Source organism: Bacillus sp. es.034, from assembly GCF_002563655.1.
Classification (GTDB): domain Bacteria; phylum Bacillota; class Bacilli; order Bacillales; family Bacillaceae_B; genus Rossellomorea.
Genome location: NZ_PDIY01000001.1, coordinates 1009702 through 1032429 on the forward strand (window position 1 = coordinate 1009702; position 22728 = coordinate 1032429).

28 protein-coding genes are annotated in these 22728 nt (G+C 44.9%); 22 read left to right on the plus strand and 6 right to left on the minus strand.

Translation table 11 applies throughout. The annotated features are described in order from the left end of the window. Positions 1-379: 379 nt before the first annotated feature. From ATG71_RS05280 to ATG71_RS05325, 10 genes are all read left to right on the plus strand, one after another. Positions 380-601: an AtpZ/AtpI family protein gene (locus ATG71_RS05280; RefSeq protein WP_098438721.1), complete on the plus strand. Its 222-nt coding sequence runs from the start codon at positions 380-382 to the stop codon at positions 599-601. Between the two features lie 6 nt (positions 602-607). Further along, positions 608-982, plus strand: coding sequence for an ATP synthase subunit I (locus ATG71_RS05285; RefSeq protein WP_098438722.1), 375 nt, complete (start codon positions 608-610; stop codon positions 980-982). 22 nt (positions 983-1004) lie between these two features. Next, positions 1005-1718, plus strand: coding sequence for a F0F1 ATP synthase subunit A (atpB, locus tag ATG71_RS05290; RefSeq protein WP_034765155.1), 714 nt, complete (start codon positions 1005-1007; stop codon positions 1716-1718). 77 nt (positions 1719-1795) lie between these two features. After that, on the plus strand, positions 1796-2008 hold the full coding sequence (atpE, locus tag ATG71_RS05295) for a F0F1 ATP synthase subunit C (protein WP_032086923.1): 213 nt from the start codon (positions 1796-1798) through the stop codon (positions 2006-2008). Positions 2009-2149: 141 nt separating this feature from the next. After that, positions 2150-2677 carry a F0F1 ATP synthase subunit B gene (gene atpF, locus ATG71_RS05300; RefSeq protein ID WP_034765158.1) on the plus strand — a complete coding sequence of 176 codons (528 nt, stop codon included), beginning with the start codon at positions 2150-2152 and terminating at the stop codon, positions 2675-2677. Beyond that, complete coding sequence (locus tag ATG71_RS05305; protein WP_098438723.1) at positions 2674-3210, plus strand: F0F1 ATP synthase subunit delta; 537 nt, start codon at positions 2674-2676, stop codon at positions 3208-3210. Before atpF ends, ATG71_RS05305 begins: the two co-directional genes overlap by 4 nt. A gap of 27 nt (positions 3211-3237) precedes the next feature. Then, the gene (atpA, locus tag ATG71_RS05310) at positions 3238-4746 is read left to right on the plus strand and encodes a F0F1 ATP synthase subunit alpha (RefSeq protein WP_034765162.1); all 1509 of its coding nucleotides are present in this window, start codon (positions 3238-3240) and stop codon (positions 4744-4746) included. Between the two features lie 70 nt (positions 4747-4816). Continuing rightward, positions 4817-5674 carry a F0F1 ATP synthase subunit gamma gene (locus tag ATG71_RS05315; RefSeq protein WP_098438724.1) on the plus strand — a complete coding sequence of 286 codons (858 nt, stop codon included), beginning with the start codon at positions 4817-4819 and terminating at the stop codon, positions 5672-5674. Positions 5675-5745: 71 nt separating this feature from the next. Next, complete coding sequence (atpD, locus tag ATG71_RS05320) at positions 5746-7149, plus strand: F0F1 ATP synthase subunit beta (protein WP_098438725.1); 1404 nt, start codon at positions 5746-5748, stop codon at positions 7147-7149. Positions 7150-7171: 22 nt separating this feature from the next. Next, the gene (locus ATG71_RS05325) at positions 7172-7576 is read left to right on the plus strand and encodes a F0F1 ATP synthase subunit epsilon (protein ID WP_034765168.1); all 405 of its coding nucleotides are present in this window, start codon (positions 7172-7174) and stop codon (positions 7574-7576) included. A gap of 44 nt (positions 7577-7620) precedes the next feature. Here the strand turns inward: ATG71_RS05325 and ATG71_RS05330 are convergent, their stop codons facing one another. The 5 genes from ATG71_RS05330 to ATG71_RS05345 all read right to left on the minus strand — a co-directional run bounded on the left by ATG71_RS05330 (position 7621) and on the right by ATG71_RS05345 (position 11113). Further along, complete coding sequence (locus ATG71_RS05330) at positions 7621-8292, minus strand: DUF2642 domain-containing protein (protein WP_098438726.1); 672 nt, start codon at positions 8290-8292, stop codon at positions 7621-7623. 23 nt (positions 8293-8315) lie between these two features. After that, a complete protein-coding gene (locus ATG71_RS05335) occupies positions 8316-9668 on the minus strand; it encodes an arsenic transporter (protein ID WP_286162916.1) in 1353 nt (450 codons plus the stop codon). Then, entirely contained in the window at positions 9658-9813 is a 156-nt protein-coding gene (locus ATG71_RS23285) for a hypothetical protein (protein ID WP_179886457.1), read from the minus strand. The genes ATG71_RS05335 and ATG71_RS23285 overlap by 11 nt, the downstream gene beginning before the upstream one ends. Before the next feature lie 154 nt (positions 9814-9967). Then, entirely contained in the window at positions 9968-10621 is a 654-nt protein-coding gene (locus ATG71_RS05340) for a hypothetical protein (protein ID WP_098438727.1), read from the minus strand. A gap of 30 nt (positions 10622-10651) precedes the next feature. After that, a complete protein-coding gene (locus ATG71_RS05345) occupies positions 10652-11113 on the minus strand; it encodes a hypothetical protein (RefSeq protein WP_098438728.1) in 462 nt (153 codons plus the stop codon). A 277-nt stretch (positions 11114-11390) separates the two neighbouring features. Between ATG71_RS05345 and ATG71_RS05350 the strand changes: the two genes are divergently transcribed. The 5 genes from ATG71_RS05350 to spoIID all read left to right on the plus strand — a co-directional run bounded on the left by ATG71_RS05350 (position 11391) and on the right by spoIID (position 15587). Then, positions 11391-11606, plus strand: a complete 216-nt coding sequence (locus tag ATG71_RS05350; protein WP_098438729.1) for a hypothetical protein — start codon at positions 11391-11393, stop codon at positions 11604-11606. Between the two features lie 169 nt (positions 11607-11775). Beyond that, complete coding sequence (locus ATG71_RS05355; RefSeq protein WP_483295331.1) at positions 11776-12057, plus strand: DUF1146 family protein; 282 nt, start codon at positions 11776-11778, stop codon at positions 12055-12057. A 221-nt stretch (positions 12058-12278) separates the two neighbouring features. After that, on the plus strand, positions 12279-13028 hold the full coding sequence (locus tag ATG71_RS05365) for a YwmB family TATA-box binding protein (protein WP_098438731.1): 750 nt from the start codon (positions 12279-12281) through the stop codon (positions 13026-13028). 32 nt (positions 13029-13060) lie between these two features. Then, complete coding sequence (gene murA, locus ATG71_RS05370) at positions 13061-14368, plus strand: UDP-N-acetylglucosamine 1-carboxyvinyltransferase (protein ID WP_098438732.1); 1308 nt, start codon at positions 13061-13063, stop codon at positions 14366-14368. 205 nt (positions 14369-14573) lie between these two features. Then, positions 14574-15587 (plus strand): stage II sporulation protein D, encoded by a 1014-nt coding sequence (gene spoIID / locus ATG71_RS05375; protein WP_098438733.1) that lies wholly within the window; start codon positions 14574-14576, stop codon positions 15585-15587. A gap of 34 nt (positions 15588-15621) precedes the next feature. Here spoIID and ATG71_RS05380 read toward each other — a convergent pair whose 3' ends face one another. After that, positions 15622-16059 carry a VanZ family protein gene (locus ATG71_RS05380; RefSeq protein WP_098438734.1) on the minus strand — a complete coding sequence of 146 codons (438 nt, stop codon included), beginning with the start codon at positions 16057-16059 and terminating at the stop codon, positions 15622-15624. 219 nt (positions 16060-16278) lie between these two features. Between ATG71_RS05380 and spoIIQ the strand changes: the two genes are divergently transcribed. The 7 genes from spoIIQ to ATG71_RS05415 all read left to right on the plus strand — a co-directional run bounded on the left by spoIIQ (position 16279) and on the right by ATG71_RS05415 (position 22686). Continuing rightward, positions 16279-17175, plus strand: a complete 897-nt coding sequence (gene spoIIQ / locus ATG71_RS05385; protein WP_098438735.1) for a stage II sporulation protein SpoIIQ — start codon at positions 16279-16281, stop codon at positions 17173-17175. A 291-nt stretch (positions 17176-17466) separates the two neighbouring features. Next, positions 17467-17649, plus strand: a complete 183-nt coding sequence (locus ATG71_RS05390) for a hypothetical protein (RefSeq protein WP_061808920.1) — start codon at positions 17467-17469, stop codon at positions 17647-17649. 24 nt (positions 17650-17673) lie between these two features. Next, positions 17674-17976 (plus strand): DUF4212 domain-containing protein, encoded by a 303-nt coding sequence (locus ATG71_RS05395; RefSeq protein WP_098438736.1) that lies wholly within the window; start codon positions 17674-17676, stop codon positions 17974-17976. 32 nt (positions 17977-18008) lie between these two features. Continuing rightward, positions 18009-19676: a sodium:solute symporter family protein gene (locus tag ATG71_RS05400; RefSeq protein WP_098438737.1), complete on the plus strand. Its 1668-nt coding sequence runs from the start codon at positions 18009-18011 to the stop codon at positions 19674-19676. Between the two features lie 510 nt (positions 19677-20186). Then, on the plus strand, positions 20187-20447 hold the full coding sequence (gene spoIIID / locus ATG71_RS05405; protein WP_034765200.1) for a sporulation transcriptional regulator SpoIIID: 261 nt from the start codon (positions 20187-20189) through the stop codon (positions 20445-20447). A 338-nt stretch (positions 20448-20785) separates the two neighbouring features. Next, positions 20786-21796: a rod shape-determining protein gene (gene mreB, locus ATG71_RS05410; protein ID WP_098438738.1), complete on the plus strand. Its 1011-nt coding sequence runs from the start codon at positions 20786-20788 to the stop codon at positions 21794-21796. A 47-nt stretch (positions 21797-21843) separates the two neighbouring features. Beyond that, on the plus strand, positions 21844-22686 hold the full coding sequence (locus tag ATG71_RS05415; RefSeq protein ID WP_098438739.1) for a flagellar hook-basal body protein: 843 nt from the start codon (positions 21844-21846) through the stop codon (positions 22684-22686). Positions 22687-22728: the final 42 nt, after the last annotated feature.

Below are 22728 nucleotides of genomic sequence, written 5' to 3' on the forward strand. Positions count from 1 at the left end.
TGAACTCGAAAAGCCGGATTATCGTGAATGATAATCCGGCTTTTTCTATTTGATTGGAAGTATTTACATTAAATTCAAGGGTTACTCAGTAAGGGATTCTTCTATATAATGGAGGGGCATGTGAAGTGGGGGACCTATCATTTTATAAACCTCACTTTTTAGTAATTGTGTTGAAAATGTGAACAATCTGGGAACACGTGGATAGGTTGTGCACTTTTTAACTTGAACGCATTGACATAGATTAAGCCCTATTGTATGCTTACAAAGGATGTAAAATGATAAGGTTTTCACAATGCGTAAACCCTTATGCAATCGCTTTTACATCATGTCTGAAATGCTTGCCTCATGTTCAAATTTTGTTTGAATGGGAGAGGTTGAAATGGGTCAAAAAAACGAAAGCCCATATAAAGCGATGGCGATTTATTCGGCCATTTTGGCACAGCTTGTCGGGTCTATCTTAGTCGGGATTTTCCTGGGGAGATGGATTGATCAGCAGGTTGATTCAGCACCACTCTTTTTAATCATCGGTTTGCTCCTCGGCCTTGCCGCAGGGATTTATGCGATGCTTCGAACAGTACGACATTTCTTCTTAGGAGAATAATAAGATATGCCGGAACTCCATCAAATGTTTAATAGACAGCGGAAATACATAATTTATGTGCTTTCTATTTACGTCCTGGGCTGGGGATTCACCGCCCACAAATCAGTATTCTTAGGGTTAATTTTAGGGACATTACTAAGTCTTTATATGCACTGGGGCATGACCAAGCGGGTCTCGAAGTTCGGGGACGCCGTGGTAGAGGGGAAAAAAGTGAGATCGCTAGGAACCACTTCCCGTATGGCCGCAGCCGCCCTTGGAGTCATCATTGCCACACGATTTCCAGAAACATTTCATCTCCTAAGTCTTATTATTGGATTAATGACGACCTATATTGTCATTATGATAGATTATTTTTTCAGCAGCTTCAAAACTAATAAATAGCGGGGAAGAGAGGTGAAGTATTTTGAATCATGGAGCACCTACAGCCCATTTTCTGGGTTTGACTTTTAACCTTGCGAACGTTTTGATGATCACGGTCGCAACGGCCATAGTGTTTATTATTGCCCTCTTATCTACACGTCGCTTAGCCCTGAAGCCTACCGGTATGCAGAACTTTTTCGAGTGGGTCATGGACTTTGTTAAAGGGATCATTAAGAGCAACATGGACTGGAAGACGGGTGGCCGTTTTCATATCTTAGGTCTCACGATTATCATGTATATTTTTGTATCGAATATGCTGGGTCTGCCATTCTCTGTCGTGTATGACGGTGAATTATGGTGGAAATCACCTACAGCCGATCCTGCCATCACGATGACCCTGGCGGTTATGGTCGTGGTACTATCCCATTTCTATGGAATCAGGTTGAAGGGGTTTGGCGAATATGGGAAAGACTTTTTCAAACCTATGTGGTGGTTATTCCCGCTAAAAATCATTGAAGAGTTTGCAAACACTCTTACATTGGGTCTTCGACTTTACGGTAACATCTATGCCGGTGAAATCCTGCTTGCACTACTTGCGGGTCTTGCCGTTAACGGTGGTATCGGCGGAACGATCGGAGCAATCGCACCAATGCTTGCTTGGCAAGGATTCTCGGTGTTTGTCGGATCGATCCAGGCGTTCATTTTCTGTATGTTAACAATGGTTTATATGGCTCACAAAGTCAGCCACGACCATTAATATATACCTGTTCATTACGGTGGACAAACATATATGTAAAAAATATTTTTCTTATACATTAAAGGAGGAACTTTAGAATGAGTCTTATCGCAGCAGCAATTGCAGTTGGTTTAGCAGCACTAGGAGCAGGTATTGGTAACGGTCTTATCGTAGGTCGTACAGTAGAAGGAATTGCACGTCAACCGGAATTACGTGGTACTTTACAAACAACAATGTTCATCGGTATCGCATTAGTTGAGGCACTTCCAATCATCGGTGTAGTTATCGCTTTCATCGCACTAGGAAGCTAATAAAACGGACAGGTTGAATGGCGAAGTTCGTCTTGACGATTATCTTCGCCATTCCTATGTACTAGAGAATAGATTCTTTGCAAGAACGGTTCATTTATAAAAAATACGATCCAATCGATTCTTGAAGGGAGTGAATCGAGTATGTTAACTAACGCATTCGTTATAGGTGAGGCAGCAGGTCACGGCGGCCTTAACACAGGGGATATCGTCTTTCAGCTGATCATGTTCCTGGTTCTTATGGCGCTACTTAAGAAATTCGCCTGGGGTCCATTAATGGGAATCATGCAGCAGCGTGAAGACCACATCGCCGGTGAGATCACGGCAGCCGAAAAGAGCCGCACTGAGGCAAACAATATTTTAGAAGAGCAAAAGAAACTTCTGAAAGAAGCTCGTCTTGAAGCTCAAACGATGATTGAAAACTCTAAGAAACAAGGTTCTGAACAACGTGAAGAGATTATCGCCACTGCTCGTCAAGAGGCAGAGAGATTGAAAGAATCTGCAAAGCGCGAAATCGAAACGCAAAAAGAACAAGCTGTTGCAGCACTACAGAAACAGGTTGCATCTTTATCAGTACTTATTGCTTCTAAGGTCATTGAGAAAGAACTTTCTGCTGATGATCAACAGAAGTTAATTAACGATTATATTCAAGAGGTAGGGGAAGAGCGATGAGCTACTCTACAGTTGCAAAACGCTATGCGTTAGCTCTTTTCGAGATTGCCCAGGACCATAATCAGCTTGAAGGAATCGAAGAAGAGCTGCGTACAGTGAGAGCGGTTTTCCTTGAGAACACCGAATTAACGGTTCTTTTTGAAAATCCTAAGCTTACGTTAGATAAGAAGAAGTCATTGATTCAGGAAGCATTTCTCGCGGCTTCCCCGTATGTCCTGAACACATTGATGCTGATGACCGACCGTCACCGTACGGGCGAGATCACAGATATGGTTGAGGCATTCATCGAATTGACAAACGAAGCACGCGGGATTGCAGATGCGACAGTGTACTCTGTACGTCCTTTAACAGAAGATGAGCAAACAGCATTGTCGTCTTCTTTTGCTAAAAAAGTCGGAAAACAATCATTAAGAATTACCAATGTGACAGACGAAAATTTACTCGGCGGCATCAAGGTCCAAATCGGGACACGCATCTATGATGGAAGCCTGCAAGGTAAATTGACTCGTCTTGAGCGTGAACTAATTCGTTAACTTTCGTATAAATGAGGGGTGAAATTCATGAGCATCAAGGCGGAAGAAATCAGCGCGCTGATAAAAAAGCAAATTGAAAACTATCAGTCTGAGATGAAAGTAAGCGACGTAGGTACAGTTATCCAAATCGGTGACGGTATCGCTCGTGCTCATGGCCTCGACAATGTCATGGCTGGAGAGCTTGTTGAATTTTCTAACGGTGTCATGGGTATGGCACAGAACTTAGAAGAAAACAACGTTGGTATCATCATTCTCGGACCATATACTGACATTCGTGAAGGCGATGAGGTTCGTCGTACTGGGCGTATCATGGAAGTACCAGTAGGACAAGAACTAGTTGGTCGTGTAGTAAACTCACTTGGACAACCAGTTGATGGATTGGGTCCAATCGCAACAACTAAAACGCGTCCGATTGAAAGCGGGGCACCTGGTGTTATGGATCGTAAATCCGTACATGAGCCGCTTCAAACGGGTATCAAAGCGATCGATGCATTAGTTCCAATCGGTCGTGGACAACGTGAATTGATCATCGGTGACCGTCAAACAGGTAAAACATCTGTTGCCATCGATGCGATCCTGAACCAAAAAGACCAGGACATGGTATGTATCTACGTAGCCATCGGTCAAAAAGAATCAACAGTACGTAACGCGGTAGAAACATTGCGTAAGCACGGTGCATTGGATTACACAATCGTTGTAACGGCATCAGCTGCTTCACCGGCTCCGATGCTATTCTTAGCACCATACGCTGGTATCACAATGGCTGAAGAATTCATGCACAGTGGCAAGCACGTTCTTGTCGTGTACGATGATCTTTCCAAGCAGGCTTCTGCTTACCGTGAGCTTTCCCTACTATTACGTCGTCCTCCAGGCCGTGAAGCATTCCCTGGTGACGTATTCTACTTGCACTCTCGTTTACTCGAGCGTGCGGCGAAATTGAGTGATGCAAAAGGTGGAGGTTCCATCACGGCATTGCCATTCGTTGAAACACAAGCAGGAGATATCTCCGCTTATATCCCGACAAACGTTATATCCATCACGGATGGACAGATTTTCTTACAATCTGACCTATTCTTCTCCGGTGTACGTCCGGCGATCAATGCGGGTCTTTCCGTATCACGTGTTGGTGGATCTGCACAAATCAAAGCAATGAAGAAGGTTTCCGGTACGCTTCGTCTTGACTTAGCCGCTTACCGTGAGCTTGAAGCATTCGCTCAGTTCGGATCGGATCTTGATAAAGCGACTCAGGCGAAACTGAATCGTGGAGCTCGTACTGTAGAAGTACTGAAGCAGGATCTTAACAAACCACTTAAAGTTGAAAAACAAGTCATGATCTTCTATGCACTGATTAAAGGTCATTTAGATGATATTCCAGTTGTAGATATCCGTCGTTTCGAGTCTGAACTTCTAAGCTGGTTAGATCACAACCATACTGAACTGTTAGACCATATTCGTACGACGAAAGGTCTTCCTGAAGATGATGCAATGAAAACCGCGATCAATGAATTCAAGAAGACATTCATCAAGTCTGAATAAGGGAATATAGGGGGAAGGGCAATAAGCCCGCTCCCTATATCTGACAATATGTAAAGGGTGGTGAGAACCAGTGGCATCGTTACGCGATATACAAACTCGTATTACTTCTACCAAAAAGACAAGTCAAATCACCAAAGCAATGGAAATGGTATCAGCTTCTAAATTGAATCGTGCGGAGACGAATGCTAAGTCATTCGTACCTTACATGAATAAAATCCAAGAAGTGGTGACATCCGTTGCAGCGGGCAGTCAAGGTGTGAGGAATCCGATGCTAGTCTCCCGCCCCGTTAAAAGAACCGGGTATCTGGTCATTACATCAGACCGTGGTTTGGCGGGGGCATATAACAGCAGTGTAATCCGTGCTGTTAGCAATCGAATTAAAGAAAGTCACAGCTCGAATGATGAATTTGCCATTATTGCTCTGGGCCGTGTCGGTGCTGATTTCTTCCGTAAAAAAGGCTTTAATGTCCTTGAGTCGGTAACGGGTCTTCCGGATCAACCGAATTTCGCCGACATTAAAGATATCGCAAACAAAGCGGTGGGTATGTTCTCTGCCGAGGCATACGATGAACTGTACATGTTCTATAACCACTATGTCAGTGCGATCCAACAGGATGTTACGGAGAAAAAAGTGTTACCGTTAACGGATCTGACTCCTTCAGGAAAGCTTGCTTCATATGAATTCGAGCCTTCTGCAGAGGAAATCCTTGAGGTATTGCTTCCTCAATACGCTGAAAGCCTGATTTTCGGGGCGTTACTTGACGGTAAAGCAAGTGAGCACGCCGCCCGTATGACAGCGATGAGAAATGCAACCGATAATGCAAAAGAAATCATCAGTGACCTTACACTGAAATTTAACCGTGCGCGTCAAGCAGCGATCACTCAGGAAATCACGGAGATCGTCGGCGGGGCTGCGGCACTCGAATAGAACTCTGACGGTTTTTAGAACCGTTTATACTTTATAAAGTTTTTGTCAAAAGCTAGTTAGGAGGGAAAGAGATGAACAAAGGACACGTTCTTCAAGTAATGGGTCCAGTTGTTGATGTCAAGTTCGCCAGCGGCCAACTTCCTGATATCTACAACTCTTTAAAGATCCAAATTGCAGATAGAGCTGAACTTACATTAGAGGTTGCCCTTCACCTAGGTGATGATTCTGTACGTACGATCGCAATGGCATCTACGGATGGTTTACAACGTGGAGCCGAAGTACTCGATACAGGAGCACCAATCTCTGTACCAGTAGGGGATGTAACGTTAGGTCGTGTATTCAACGTTCTGGGTGAATCAATCGATTTAGACGAGCCTCTAGCAGCAGGTATCCGTCGTGATCCGATTCACAGACAGGCACCTACATTCGATCAACTTTCTACAGAAGTTGAGATTCTTGAAACAGGTATCAAAGTAGTAGACTTACTTGCTCCATACATCAAGGGTGGTAAGATCGGTCTATTCGGTGGTGCCGGTGTTGGTAAAACCGTATTAATCCAGGAGCTTATCAATAACATCGCCCAAGAGCACGGTGGTATCTCTGTATTCGCCGGTGTTGGAGAGCGTACTCGTGAAGGAAATGACCTTTATCACGAGATGAGCGATTCTGGCGTTATCAAGAAAACAGCGATGGTATTCGGACAAATGAACGAACCGCCTGGTGCGCGTATGCGTGTTGCCTTGACGGGTCTGACAATGGCTGAATACTTCCGTGATGAGCAAGGTCAAGACGTACTTCTGTTCATCGATAACATCTTCCGATTCACGCAAGCAGGTTCAGAGGTTTCTGCCCTACTAGGCCGTATGCCATCTGCCGTTGGTTACCAGCCGACACTTGCGACTGAAATGGGTCAACTGCAAGAGCGTATCACGTCAACAAACGTAGGTTCTGTAACATCGATCCAAGCGATCTATGTACCTGCCGATGACTACACGGATCCGGCTCCTGCAACAACTTTCGCTCACCTTGATGCAACAACGAACCTTGAGCGTAAGCTTTCTGAAATGGGTATCTATCCTGCGGTAGATCCATTGGCATCGACTTCCCGTGCTCTTTCTCCAGACATCGTTGGAGAAGAACACTACAATGTTGCACGTAACGTTCAACAGACGTTACAACGCTATAAAGAACTTCAAGATATCATCGCGATCCTTGGTATGGATGAGCTTTCTGATGATGATAAGCTGACAGTACAACGCGCACGCCGCGTACAGTTCTTCTTATCTCAAAACTTCCACGTTGCAGAACAGTTCACAGGCCAAAAAGGTTCTTACGTAGAAGTGAAGGACACAGTAAAAGGCTTCGTTGATATTCTTGCAGGTAAATACGACCACATTCCAGAAGATGCATTCCGTCTTGTAGGTCCGATCGAGGACGTACTGGCTGCAGCTAAAGAAATGGGCGTAGAGGTATAATTAGGGACCAGGAGGGAAGAAAATGAAGACATTAAAAGTCAATATTGTCACTCCCGATGGCCCAGTGTACGATTCAGAAGTGGAAATGGTGAGCACGAAAGCTCAAAGCGGTGAGCTTGGAATCTTACCTGGACACATTCCGATGGTTGCTCCACTACAAATCGGTGCGGTTCGCCTGAAAAAAGGTGGCAACACTGAGCTTGTAGCTGTCAGTGGCGGATTTTTAGAAGTTCGTCCTGAACAGGTGACAATTCTAGCACAGTCTGCTGAAACAGCAGAAGCTATCGATGTACAACGCGCGAAAGAAGCAAAAGGCCGTGCTGAAGACCGCATGCAGGCACAACAGGACGACGTAGATTTCCGTCGTGCCGAACTCGCTCTGAAGCGTGCCATGAACAGAATAAACGTTTCCGAACGTAATTTCTAATAACGAAGAAACCACCTTTCCTTTGGAGAGGTGGTTTCTTTTTTTTATGGCAAATGGACGGTTTGGATATGCTGCATATTCAAGTAGGTCGATTCGCCCTTGGCTGTAATCAATTCCATGATATTATCCGACACTCTCTCGATCTTGCCGATCATTTCTTCCTGAACTCCCAGGTTTAATACCACGAGGTGCCCGCTCAATTTTTCAAGTTGAACCTCGAAGCTTCTGGCCAGGGTGATGGAATTTGACGGATTGACAGGCAGATTTTCCTTACTCAAGCGATAGGGAGAAAGATTGGTGGAATAGGGAATCAGCCATTTCAGATGCTGCAGGGAGATGTACATCGTTTTGTAAACAGGGGAATAGAAGGCAAAGTAATTGTTCATGATCCCTGTGATATAACCGTGTATCGGCTGATTGCCCGTTGTGTAAATTTCAAGGAAGACTCCCTTGGCCGTGGTCAAAATTTTTCGCAGGGATAATTGATCTTCCTGTTCGAGCTGTGGGCTTACAGACGGTTCATCGATCCCGATGGATTCCTTCGATACAACCGACATATTTTTTATATGAGAAGTGGAGATATAGATATAATCGTCTCCGTTATAGACGATCAGGACCTCGCTGCCGACCTCGATCAAAAATCCGTTGATGGCTTTTTTTCCGGTAAGTTCGATCATGACTGCTTCACCGGTGAATGCAGAATAGACATTTTTCATAAGCTTTAATACTCCTTCCTAGTTTAAAATAACCACTCTATCCAAAGGTACAAACTGTATAATCCGACTAGTAGGCTGATTGGGACAACGAATATGGTCACCCTCAGATAGCGGCTCCAGGAAATCTTGATTCCATGAGTCTTTAAGATGAACATCCAAATCAATGTGGCGAGGGTTCCCACTGGTGTCAACAACGCACCGATGTCACTCCCCAGCACATTGGCTAAATAAGCAATCTGTAAAATGTGGGGATCCAGTCCCATTTCCGTGATGGATAGGGTGCCGATCATCACCGCCGGCAGATTGTTAAAGAGATTGGAGATCACGGTAAGGAAGATCCCCATGATGATACTGGCATTGAAAGGCTGTCCGACAATATGATCCCTGAATTGGTCGACGATGAAGTCGCTTAATCCGACATTTTTCAGCCCATACACCAGCACATACATATTAAAAGCGAATAACAGAACATGCCAAGGCGTCTTTCGGACAATATCCATGAAGCCCATCCTTGTCCGCATGTACCTGAGGAAGATCAGAATGACGGCCCCGACCATACCGATGATTTCAAGTGGTATGCCAAAAGGGGTCAGGGCAAAAAAGGCGGCCCGGGTGAGAACGACAATCAGCAAACAATACTTGATCAGGGTAAAATCGATTTCTTTCTTCTGCTCATTGGAGGAAAGAGGGTGTGAGTAGGAGTAGGCTTGGGCATCTTTTTTCCAGTTGATCGAGACATCCAGGATTTTTTTCGGGATTGATTTGCGGAAGTAGAGGTAGAGAAGATAGGCGATGACGAGGATGGCGACCATGGATGGCACGAACATCATCTGAACGTAGTCCTGCAGGGTGAGACCGACGATTTTCAGGGCTATGAGATTCGAAATATTGCTGACGGCGATGGGTGCACTGGCGGCAGTGGCAATAAGGGCACCTGAAAGCAGGTAGGGGATTTTCTGATGGTTCTTGAGCTTCAATAGGGAGGTCATATGGATGATGATCGGAGTGGTGATGAGGATGCTGCCGTCGTTATTAAAGAACATGGTCATCATAAAACATAATAACATCACATAGACATACAACCTGAGTCCCGAACCCCTCGACCTGTTGACAATATTCACGGCGACGACCCGGAAGAAACCGATACTCTCAAGGACGATGGACATCATGATCGTCGATAATATCGTAAGAGCGGCCCCGCTCACGATATCGACGATGGTAAACACATCGCTGAAGGGAACGATCCCGATAAGAAGGACGATGGCCGCCCCGATGGATGTAGGGATGGTTTCATTGATCCCGAACGGTCTCCATAACATGACAATGATGGTAAGGGAAAAAATGATCGTCATAAACCAAAACATATTATCGGGCATGAGATTTCGCCTCTTTTATGATGGAAGAAGGTGAACCATCTAAATGCTCAAAGAGTGGATATTTGTCCACCTTTGAAATACCGGGTTTAATAAACAGGAGATGAAAGATACTTCCTAAAAGTACAAAATAGATGATCAAGAACATGATCATTCCTCCTTTCGAATCGCAATCCTTTATGAATTATCCCAGCATCTTCTTCAACTGCAACCTGTCAATGATGGAGGATGCTGAGATTTTTCATGCATAGCATAAGCCTGTTCATTCGTTATGACCAACTTTTACTGAGATTCTGCCGTCTTTACTTGGAGGTTGAATTTTTGGAAGAAGAGGATTTTGCCCCTTCAAGTTCATCGTAATAGAAAGCAGGTTGTTGTTTTTTCTTCGTGTTTTTAGTAGAAGATTTAGTGGATGATTGGTTTTTAGAGCTTTGCTGGGATGAGCTGCTCTTGTTGGATGATTCCTGATTCTTTGAAGAGTCCTGTTTTTGTGAGGAATTATCTTTACTGGATGAGCTGTCTTGATTATCCGAAGTCGTTTTCTTCGTCCCATCATAAATATTCAGAACCGAGGCATGCTGCAGATACACCCGGTCTTTCCCCTGTGTCAACACGAGGTGATCTTCTTCCACCGCTGAAAGAATCCCTGAGTAGGACGCTTTGCCGGATCCATTGATCGTCACCCAGCTGAGTAAGCTCTGGGACAATACATCGGACATTTTTTCACCCTTCAAGTGATCATCCGTTACAGGCAACGCTTCTACATCTTTAGAGTTCTTCGTTACTGCCTGGATTTGTGAAATCGGGTAATACAATGTTTCGTTTTCACTGGAATAGACGGTCAGATAATCCGTACTGACCTCCGCTAATTGACCTGACAGTTTTGTCCCGTCGTTTAGAACAATATTGATCTGATAACCTGTTAACCCTTTTAATGAATCATTGAAATTACTCATTCAATTATTCTCCCTTCCTTATAGAGAAAATTACTTCTCTTCTTCCGTTTTCTCTGCTTTTTTAGCCTTCACGCCGTAGCTGATGCTTTTCACATGGAATGCAGCCAGGCGGACAACCTCTTCATTCAACACAAGTGTGACGAATTCATCATTCGAATTCTCAAGAATACCCTCGAGTTTCTCAGGACCACCGCGATTGATGCTCACCCATTGATATTTCAAGCTTGTGAGTAAAGCTCCAAACGTGTCTTCCTTCATAAATTCCATACCTTCTTCAGAAAGTTCCTCCACATTAAACGGCAAACCTGATTTAATGTTCTGGGAAATGCTCTTAACATGGGATGTATTGTAGTAGATCACACCATCTTTTTCTGTTAAAAGAGCGAAATGATCGTTCCCTCCATATAGAAGCTTTCCGGTACGCGATTCTGGACCGCCGCGATTCACCTTGACAACCTTCCCGACAAGCGAAGACATTAATTCTTTATTCATACTTGTTCCCTCCTGTTGTATATAAACATTTTCACTTTATGTATATGTGACATGCCGTGACATTGTACTATTACAGACGCCCTTTTTGGTGGACTAGTTGGGGTTAGGAGGGGAAATGGGCGGGGGGATGGAGGGGAAACGCACGTGATAATGGAAGCAAAGCAGGATCTTTTCTAATAGAGCTTAAAAAATAGGCTCTGATTTAGGCGGGGACAACCCAAACGCTGGAGGGGAAGGGAACGTAGACTATAGGAAAGGACAAAAGGAGGATGGGAAAATGAGTTCGAAAAAAGGACAAGGAAAAGGGAAAGGCCAGCTGCAGTACCAAAATTATGGCGAATATCAGTGGATGATCGGTGATATGGGCCAGCAGGAAGCTAAAGGTGGAAAAGATAAGCAAAAGGGACAGGGCAAACAAGCTAAATGCGGCTGCCAGGGATACTACTACGAATGCATGCAACAAGGTCAAAAAGGCAAAAAGAAAGAGAAATAAAACCTCCAGCCGACATATCCACGGTACACATGACTACCTTATGAAATACGCCCCTCATTAAAACAAAACCACCCATTACAATCCTCTGTAATGGGTGGTTTTTATGGAGGGACGGACCTCTTCAAAAAATTTGCAAAATACATATGTAGTTACTGAATTATGTGTTAAAATGTTCTATGTGTGTCGAATTTGGTCATTTGAAGGAGTGAAAAGAGTGGTGGAAAGCTTTGGTCAACAGGCCCTAGTCAGCATGCTTGTGCATTTATTTGTATTCGGGATCACGTTCTGGGCTTTGCAAGCCATTCAGCTGGACAAGCTCCTGAAGAAGAATCGGGTCGCACAGGGGAGACTATTGTATGTCCTACTAACGGTCGCAATCGGGTCAGCCGTCAGCCGTTTTTTACTGGATTATTACCTATGGTCTCAGAGCTTGCCGGTTTTCTTTGAATAAGTAGAGATTCTGACAAAAAATAGGTCTTCCTGCATGTTTTCAAGGGACACTGTTTTGAGTAAGATTAATTTTGTGTTCGTCCCTTTGTGAAAAAGTTTCAAAGTGAAACCCTTTTCACAATACTTGCTTGAAAGCCTCAATAATTGTAAAAAGATGACGACAATTTTCAAGTATGTTCTCCCTCTATTCGGACAGACTTTTAGTAAGGGGAGGAATGAAAAATGAGTCGGTATTTTTACATTATTTTAATCTTTTTGGTTGGATTAGGTTTTCTTCCTGTCATTAATGGGAACAACACTATCGTAGCCAAACATTTATTAGACATTGAAAAGCTTGATCAAGCCATTGTTCATTCTCAAGGTCAGATAACTGAATGGTCTCTATATGCAAGAGAAAACAAAAAAAGCTTCACGAATAAAGGGTTTGCCAAATATAGTACTACTATGCAGGAAACATTTTCTGATTTTGACTGGGAGACAGAAAAGTCCGCTGAAGGAGTAGTGGTTGTGGGACAACGTCAGACGTCTCACGGGGAAGAAACCATTAAGTTCCAGCATACCCCCACAAACGGGCATTCAGTATCGTACATTATGTATGAAATGCGCGGAAATCAGAAAGCGTTGGGAGAAAAGACGAAGCAGTATATCAAGTCTGAATTCATCCCAAATATGGAAATCATTTTCACTTCTAAACCTATGATTTTCTCTTGTATAAAAGGCGAATTCAATGATAAGCTTGAGAAAGTTTTGTCGAATCAGGCTGTCGAACTAATGTCGAAATTAGACGCAAAAGAACTGGAATCACTTAAAGAAGAAGACTTTTATTCCATTTCAGCTTACTCGGAACAAATGTCACGGACTATACCTACAAAAAATGATGATATGAATATACAACTAGGTCTACGGAAAAGCGGAATGGGCGCTAAGACAACCTTTGTGATTGGCACACCCATCCTAATTATTGAATATTAATATAGAGAAATTGGACGCGGAGGGGAATACTCTTGGAAAAAATTATCGTCCGCGGCGGTCAGCGTTTAAGCGGTACAGTGCAAGTTGAAGGAGCAAAGAATGCCGTTTTACCAGTCATCGCTGCTACATTATTAGCAAGTGAAGGAAAAAGTAAAATTACAAATGTACCACCACTCTCCGATGTATATACGATCAATGAAGTATTACGTCATTTAAATACAGATGTAGAGTTTAACAATGGTGAAGTCATCGTGAATGCATCTAGAGAGTTGTTTATTGAAGCACCGTTCGAATATGTGCGTAAAATGCGTGCATCCGTTCTTGTAATGGGTTCACTCTTAGGCCGTACGGGTAAAGCGCGTGTCGCTCTTCCTGGAGGCTGTGCGATTGGATCAAGACCGATTGACCAACACTTAAAGGGCTTCGAGGCAATGGGAGCCAAAGTGAAGGTAGGAAATGGTTTCATCGAAGCGGAAGTAGACGGAAGATTGAAGGGTGCCAAGGTGTATCTGGACTTCCCAAGCGTTGGGGCAACAGAAAACATCATGATGGCAGCCGTTCTTGCAGAAGGAACAACCATCCTTGAGAACGTAGCAAAAGAACCTGAAATCGTCGACTTAGCCAACTTCCTGAACAAAATGGGAGGAAGCGTGGTAGGTGCAGGAACCGGCACGATCCGTATCGAAGGTGTAGACCGTCTATACGGTGTCGAGCACAGCATCATCCCTGACCGTATCGAAGCAGGAACCTTCATGGTGGCAGCTGCGATCACTCAAGGTAATGTCCTTGTAAAAGGTGCGATTCCGGAACATTTATCTTCATTAGTGGCGAAGATGGAAGAGATGGGCGTTACGATCATCGATGAAGAAGAAGGTCTTCGTGTCATTGGACCGGAGAAACTGAAATCCGTCGATATCAAAACGATGCCTCATCCAGGTTTCCCGACAGATATGCAATCTCAAATGATGGCATTGCTTCTGGCAGCTGACGGTACCAGCGTCATCACGGAAACCGTATTTGAAAATCGTTTCATGCATGCGGAAGAATTCCGTCGCATGGGAGCAGACATCAAGATCGAAGGACGCTCTGTCATCATGAACGGACCAACACCTCTTCAAGGGGCAGAAGTGGCTGCAACGGATCTTCGTGCTGCAGCGGCACTTTCCATCGCTGGTCTAGTGGCAGACGGTTATACTCGCGTAACAGAACTGAAGCATTTAGATCGTGGATATGTGAACTTCCATCAGAAGCTAGCAGGCCTTGGAGCCGATATCGAGCGTGTGAAGGAAGTCGAAGAAACACCTGTTTCTGAGCAGCAAGACATGATTAAGGATGCGTAAATAGATAGTGGAAAAGGTGAGCTCTTTTTGGAGGGCTTGCCTTTTTTGTTTTCAAAAACCCATCCCCTCGCACACTATCACTCCCAACCCTCAAACTCTCCCAATTCACAATCATAATTGCTTGTCCACTACCATACATATGAAAGAGAGTGGAGAAGTGTGCTAGGACATTCTCCTATTTAATCTTTCATTGGAGGCCGCGAACATGAAGCAGTTGAAACCCGTAGTGATCATCTTCTCAATCTTTATCAGCATCATCTTTCTTGTACCCACTCTGCTGGTACTCCCATTTTCATCAGACAAGGACACGGCAAACCTGGACGAAAAATTGAAAAATACACCATCCGTTGAAGAATTGGCAGACTCAGTCGAGGTGTCGGTGTATCGATCCGGTCAGGATCTCATCGAAAAACTTCCCCTTGAGCAGTATGTCGTAGGGGTAGTGGCGGGGGAAATGCCGGCGGATTTTGAAAAGGAAGCATTGAAGGCACAGGCCCTTGCAGCAAGGACCTATATGGTGAATCAGCTTATGTCAGATGATCCTTCTGTGCCGAAGGGAGCCGATGTGACGGATACGGTATCCCATCAGGTGTATAAAAACCAAAAGGAACTGGCCACCCTATGGGGCTCAGACTATGACTGGAAAATCAAGAAGATTTCAGAAGCGGTCCTGGAAACAAAGGGGAAAGTTCTCACATATGATGATAAGCCGATTACGGCCGCATTCTTCTCGACAAGTAACGGCTATACGGAAAACTCAGAGGCGTATTGGACAGATGATATCCCGTATTTACGGAGTGTAGAAAGTCCTTGGGACAAAGCATCACCCAAGTTTGAAGATCAAAAGATCATTCCGATCAATGAATTCAAAAAGAAGCTCGGTGTCACACTGCCTAAGGACGGGTCGGTGGGGACGATCACATCAAGGACCGAAGGCAAAAGGGTGGCGAAGGTAGAAATCAATGGGAAAGAATTCACAGGGCGTGAGATCAGGGATAAATTGGGCCTCAGATCCTCAGACTTCACCTGGTACCTGAAGGATGACCACATCGTCATTGCCACAAAAGGTTTCGGCCATGGAGTCGGGATGAGCCAGTACGGGGCAAACGGGATGGCGAAGGAAGGCAAGAATTATAAAGATATCGTGACCCATTATTATAAAGACGTCAAAATAACGGAATCGAGCAAACTCCTGCAAAAGGTGACGGCACAAAGATAAGAAAAAGGATTGAGTATGGTCATGGCGACCGGACTCAATCCTTTTTTACATATGCTTCAAACCTCTTCATCGCCCTCGTCAACCTGTGATCCGGATTTCGGAAATACGTGCGGTTCACGATCCAAAATAGGACGGTGACCCCAATCAAATCCTTGGCGGCATCAATCATCGTGGAAGACCGGTACGGCACGAAGGATTGATGGATCTCATCTATGAATCCATAAAAAATAGCTATCAGTGCGACCATGAAATTCAATGTGAACCGAAGCCTTCCGTGTGCGAGCAGTGCGACGACAAACAATGCATATAAAATCCCGAACTCAACCAAGTGGAGTGATTCCTTAATGAAACGGTCCATCCCATCATCAGGTAACCGCAGCACGGCATCATCAGGATTGCTCGACATGACCCAAATCAGGATCATATAAAGAAAAGGCGCAGCCGTCAGCACATATTTAAGTAACTTCTTCATATCGGATCCGTCCTTTCAGTTTATAGTATTGTACCATGGGGGACCGGGATTTCGTTATCATCACTCAATAGTTTCGAAGTTTGCCACATTTTTTGGAGGAAAATTCCACAACCATACATATTCCTCCCCACTTTGTCGAAACATAAGAAATTAAAATTTTTTTGCCAATGTGTATATATTTTCTGAATTCTGTTCAGAATGATTGCTGAGGTGATGAAAATGAGAGAGGAAGAAAAGAAACAACCTTCTCAAAACTTTTTGAAAAGACGTTGGGCATACCCAGCAATCTATTTAGCAAGTGCAGCAATCATTATCACGGGGATTCTGTGGTACCAGGCAGGAAATGATGTAAACGAGAAAGCCAAGGATTACAGCTATGATGGAGTTCCTACTGACAATGAGTTCAACCAGCCTGCAGAAGAAGTCAATCGTTCATTGGAAAACTTTGTAATGCCTGTTTCAAGCCCTGAAGATACAGTGATCGAAAAACAATTCTACGACACTGAAGCTTCAGCGGAAGAACAGGAAGCTGCCCTAGTCGTGTATGGAAACATGTACTACCCGAACCAAGGAGTCGACATCTCAAAAGATGGAAAAGAATTTGATGTACTGGCTGCCATGAGCGGTACAGTCACAAAGGTTCAGGAAGATTCCTTACTTGGTAACACGATTGAAATCGAGCACAGCAAAGGCATCGTGACTCGCTATCAATCAGTGAAAGATTTTGAAGTCGCGGTTGGAGATGTAGTTGATCAAGGACAAGCCATTGCGAAAGCAGGAAAGAGCTTATTCAATGAAGAAGCCGGCGTTCACGTACACTTTGAAATCCGTAAAGCGGATGTAGCCGTGAATCCAATGGAATACTTCAATAAGTCTCTTGCCACTCTTCAAGAAGCACAGCTTGAAGACAAGAAAGTTTCAGGTGAACAGCCGGATGCAGCAGCGGCTGAAGAAAATGCCGTAGAAGACCAAGCTAGCGAAAACAAAGCTACTGAAGACAAAGCTACGGAAGAAAAAGACGCAGCTGAAGAAAACAAGTCTACTGAAGAAAAGCAGGACCAGGCAAAGCCGAAACAAGAAAGCAAAGACAACGCTGACGTAAAAGAAGAAGAGTAACACCTATAAATGAGGGCTGACCGAATTACCGGTCAGTCTTTTTGCTTGTCCAAAAAAATTTCCTTGGAAATTCGACAGGATGGAAAGTTTACTGGTAAAGCTTTTCCATTATCATTCTCCTATTCAATATATACATTTTCTTCAATATCCTTATTTTAGAAAAATGAATGATGAACATATGTTGCGTTGTTGTCATTTTTTCTTTATTGACCAGGCTTTTTCCAGTAAAGATAATGATGGCATGAATAAAATTTCGGAAAATTAAGTCTTTTCAAAACAGGAGGTGAAACGTTGATTTACTTCATGCTATTTTTACTCATCACAGGAGGGTGCATCATCCTTGCCCTGAGGAAGAAGCGGGCATTCTTTCTGACCATACCATTCGTGTCTTTATTCATTTATTTTATCGTGCAGATTGCCATTGTCCCGGTGCCGTTTTTTGAAACAGTGAAATTTATTTTCAGTTTAAAATAATGAGCTTGAAAAGGGGTTACGTACATGAAGAAGATTGATAGAGCGAAAGCCGATCAGTATTTTAAAGAAAAAAATCGATACATGGCACTGTATTTAGTCATCTGGCTTCTTTCCTCCTTTGGTATCGTGCTGTTTGCCGAAAGCTTCTCCACCTTCACCATTAACGGATTTCCGTTCCATTATTTCATGGGCGCACAAGGTTCGATCATCGTTTTCATTGTTTTGCTTTACGTGAATGCGAAGGTGAGTGACGGGATCGATAAGAAATATGGACTGGATGAAAGCCGGAATGAGCAGATTAGCTACGGGAAAACGCTTGATCATTAATCAAATAGAGAAGAACTAGGGGGAAAGAATGAATGAATACTCAGTTTATTGTATCGACGTCTATCATACTGTTGACGTTTGCATTATATATCGGAATAGCGGTTTATAACAAAGCGAAGGCAACATCGGACTTCTATGTAGCCGGCCGCGGGGTGCCGCCGATCTTTAACGGGATGGCGATCGGGGCCGACTGGATGAGTGCGGCATCATTTATTGGACTGGCCGGTACTGTCATGATCCTCGGTTATGACGGCCTTGCCTATATCATGGGGTGGACAGGAGGATATTTATTATTGACCTTCCTGCTTGCACCACAGCTCAGGAAATATGGACGGTATACGGTGCCGGAATTCATCGGGGACCGGTATAACAGTCATACGGCCCGGGTCATCGCCGCCATCTGTACGATCATCATCAGCTTTACGTACTCCATCGGTCAGCTGTCGGGATCTGGTGTGGTCATCGGGCGTCTATTCGAAATCGATGCCAAGGTCGGTACGATGATCGGGGTCGTCCTCATTGCCTTTTACGCTGCGTTCGGAGGCATGAAGGGGATCACGTGGACCCAGGTCGCTCAGTACATCGTCTTGATCATTGCGTACTTGATCCCGGTCATCTTTATGTCCCTTCAAATCACGGGGAACCCTGCCCCGTGGATATCGTACGGTGAGCTGGTCGGGAAGATCGGGGAACTCGACCGGGAGCTCGGTGTGTCGGAATACTTCGCTCCTTTTACAAACGGGACGAAGTGGCAGTTCATGGCCCTCATGTTCACACTGATGGCGGGTACCGCCGGACTTCCCCATGTCATCGTCCGGTTCTATACCGTGTCCACGATGAAGGCGGCACGCTGGTCAGGTGCGTGGGCACTCCTTTTCATCGGACTTCTTTATCTATCTGCGCCGGCTTATTCGGCATTCTCCCGGTTTATTTTAATGACAAAAGTAGCGGGAAGCAAAATCAGCGATCTCCCTGCCTGGACGACCTCATGGGTGGATACCGGGAAACTGCAGGTGGCTGATGCGAATGGGGACGGAATCCTGCAATGGAAGGAAATCATCATCTCGAATGATATCGTCGTCATGGCGACACCGGAGATCGCGAACCTTGGCGTATTCGTCATCGGGCTCGTGGCGGCAGGTGCCATGGCAGCGGCGTTATCGACGGCAGGCGGATTGATGATCGCCATTTCGTCTTCTTTTGCACATGATATTTACTACCGCGTATTCAAGCCGAATGCGACAGAGCGGAATCGCCTGGCTGTTGCACGCTGGTCGATCGTCGTGGCTACTGTCCTCGCCGGAGTGGTGGCACTGAATCCTCCAGGGGTCATTACGCAAATCGTCGCCTGGGCCTTCGCCCTGGCGTCAGGGACGTTCTTCCCGGCCCTCTTACTGGGAGTCTGGTGGAAGCGCTCCAATGCCCAGGGGGTGATCGCAGGGATGCTTGTGGGGCTCGCCGTGACCCTCACCTACATCTTCCTGGCGCGATCAGGCGTGACCCTGTTCGGAATCATTGATACAGGAGCGGGTGTCTTCGGCGCAGCATCAGCGGCCATTGCCAATATCGTCGTGTCCCTCATGACGAAAGCTCCTTCACAGAAAATCCAGGAAGAGGTATTGGATCTCCGATATCCGGAACAGATGACCTTTAAGGACGGGGAAGTCTGGGTGGATGATGAGGTGGATTTTAAAGGGTGATGGATGGAAGCCGTATCATGGGGGAATCCCTGTACGGCTTTTTCCTGTTTGTAAAGAAAATCAGACATGTTCACAGATTCATCGACTCATTTCTCAGGAAATAGTGAGGGAAGGGGAAACCATACAATTGATGTCGAATGGCATCGGATCATTTATCTTGTCACACATTTTCATTCGCTTATCCATGTGAAGGTCCGTCCCTCACGCTAATTTTTCAGAAAATTCAAGCGAAACCTTGTCCTTATTGTGTTTTTTGTGCATATATGTGGGCACAAGCTAATAAAATGAAACAAACCTATCAAAACAGAGAGTGTTTGAGGTGAGGAATCGTCATTTTACTATTGGTCATTAGCTGAATAAGTTGTTTATACGTTGTAACATCAGGAAGCTGCCGTCCTAAATAAGGCTTTCTGCCGCTTGCCCATGTGCAAGGGGTCTGTACTATTTCATTGATGCGAAAGCGAGTCTCATTTCACACTTCTCACATCCAATTTAGGGAGGTCGAGTGGTGTGCACGATTACATCAAAGAGAGAACAATCAAGATTGGTAAGTATATCGTGGAGACGAAAAAAACTGTTCGTGTAATTGCGAAGGAGTTTGGCGTGTCCAAAAGTACTGTCCATAAAGATTTAACAGAACGACTGCCAGAAATCAATCCGGATCTCGCAAATGAAGTCAAGACCATACTTGATTACCATAAATCAATCCGGCATCTACGAGGTGGAGAGGCAACCAAGCAAAAGTACAAAAAAGAAGAGCTCCACAGCTAACCAAAATACGCCAAGCCCCAGAATGATGGGTTGTGCTTGGTGTGTTTTTGCGTTTTGGGGAGGCATGTCTGTTCAGCAGCTGAACGCCCAACATCCCCCACCAACAACCCAACTTAACACTCCTGTAACATCCCCCTCCAAAACACCTACATTTTCCCAAAATATTAACAATATCAATACATTTTTTTGACAAAGAACATCGCCATTCGACATATTTATGGTAAAATAGTTAATTAGGTGAAAGTTTTACCTTAACGTTTTTGCGTAATGACATTAAGATGAAAACCATAGATGAAATGCAATAATGAAATTGTAAAAGTAGAAGGGAGAAACACAAGATGTTCGCGAAAGATATTGGGATTGACCTTGGTACGGCTAATGTATTGATTCATGTTAAAGGAAAAGGGATTGTCTTGAATGAGCCATCGGTTGTGGCACTGGATAAGAATACGGGTAAGGTGCTGGCTGTCGGAGAGGAAGCGCGCCGCATGGTCGGACGTACTCCTGGAAACATTGTGGCGACACGTCCGCTGAAAGACGGAGTCATTGCAGACTTTGATGTCACAGAAGCGATGCTGAAGCATTTCATCAATAAATTGAATGTAAAAGGATTCCTTTCGAAACCGCGCATTTTGATCTGCTGCCCGACGAACATCACGAGCGTTGAGCAGAAGGCGATCAGGGAAGCGGCTGAAAAGAGTGGCGGGAAGAAGATTTATCTGGAAGAAGAGCCTAAAGTGGCGGCAATCGGTGCCGGCATGGATATCTTCAATCCGACTGGAAACATGGTCGTGGATATCGGTGGAGGAACGACGGATGTAGCGGTGCTTTCCATGGGTGATATCGTAACGAGTCAGTCCATCAAGATGGCCGGGGACAAATTTGACCACGAAATTCTGAATTATATTAAAAAAGAGTACAAGCTTCTGATCGGGGAGCGTACGGCTGAGGATATCAAGGTGAACATTGGGACTGTATTCTCTGAAACACTTGATGAAGATCGCAAGGAAATGAGCATCCGCGGACGCGATATGGTCTCAGGACTTCCACGGACGATCACTGTGACGTCTAAGGAAATTGAAGGGGCTCTTCGTGAGTCAGTAGCGGTCATCGTTCAGGCTGCGAAAAATGTCCTTGAAAAAACTCCACCGGAATTGTCAGCGGACATCATTGATCGCGGAGTTATTTTAACAGGTGGGGGAGCCCTTCTTCACGGAATGGATACGCTTCTTGCAGAAGAATTGAAAGTTCCGGTATTGATCGCGGAGAACCCGATGGATTGCGTAGCCATCGGAACGGGATTGATGCTTGAGAACATCGATAAGATTTCCAGAAGAAGAATCGGGTAAAACCACTGCGCCATTGATCCGATATAACGGTTAAGAGGTGAAAGTAGATGTTTCGAGGATTTTATACAGTAGCATCCGGCATGCTTTCTCAGCAGCGGAAGACCGAGATGCTGACAAACAATATGTCGAATGCCAATACACCGGGCTATAAAGCGGATCAGGCTTCGATGAGGGCATTTCCTGAAATGCTGATGGACCGGATGGATTCCACATCGATCCCGACTGAGAAAAAGCTGTCGCTTCCTTTTAATCAAAGGGTGGGGGCACTCAATACAGGTGTGTATATGCAGGAAACAATTCCTTCCTTTGTTCAGGGTGACCTTCAGGAAACGGGCCGAGGCTTGGATGTGGCGCTTCTGGATGGTTCCATGCCTGTCGATGAAGAAACGGAGATCCGTGGATCGGTGTTCCTGACGGTGGAAGGACCCGATGGCAGTCCCCGCTATACGCGAAACGGAAATCTGACGGTGAACGGCAACGGTTTCCTCACCACGAACAGCGGCTTTTATATGCTGGATGAAAATGGTGACCGGATTCAACTGGAAAGCGATCAGTTCACGATTAGTGAAAACGGTCAGATTGTCGTGGATGGAAATGCTGTCGCTACATTGGGAGTAGGTTACTCGGATAACCCGAACCTGTTAGTCAAGCAGGGAGAAGGGCTGTTTGCCACAGAAGGCAATGCCGCTCTACCTGATGCCTATGAAGAGGATAATGTTTCTTTTGCCGCCAAGCAGGGCTTTCTGGAGCGATCCAATGTGGATACCTCCCGGACGATGACCGACATGATGTCGGCGTACCGGGCATTCGAAGCCAATCAGAAAGTGCTTCAGGCGTATGACCGGAGTATGGAAAAGGCAGCCAACGAAATCGGCAGGGTCAACGGATAGCAAGTATTGTAAATGAATTTCGTCACTGAATACCTTATAATA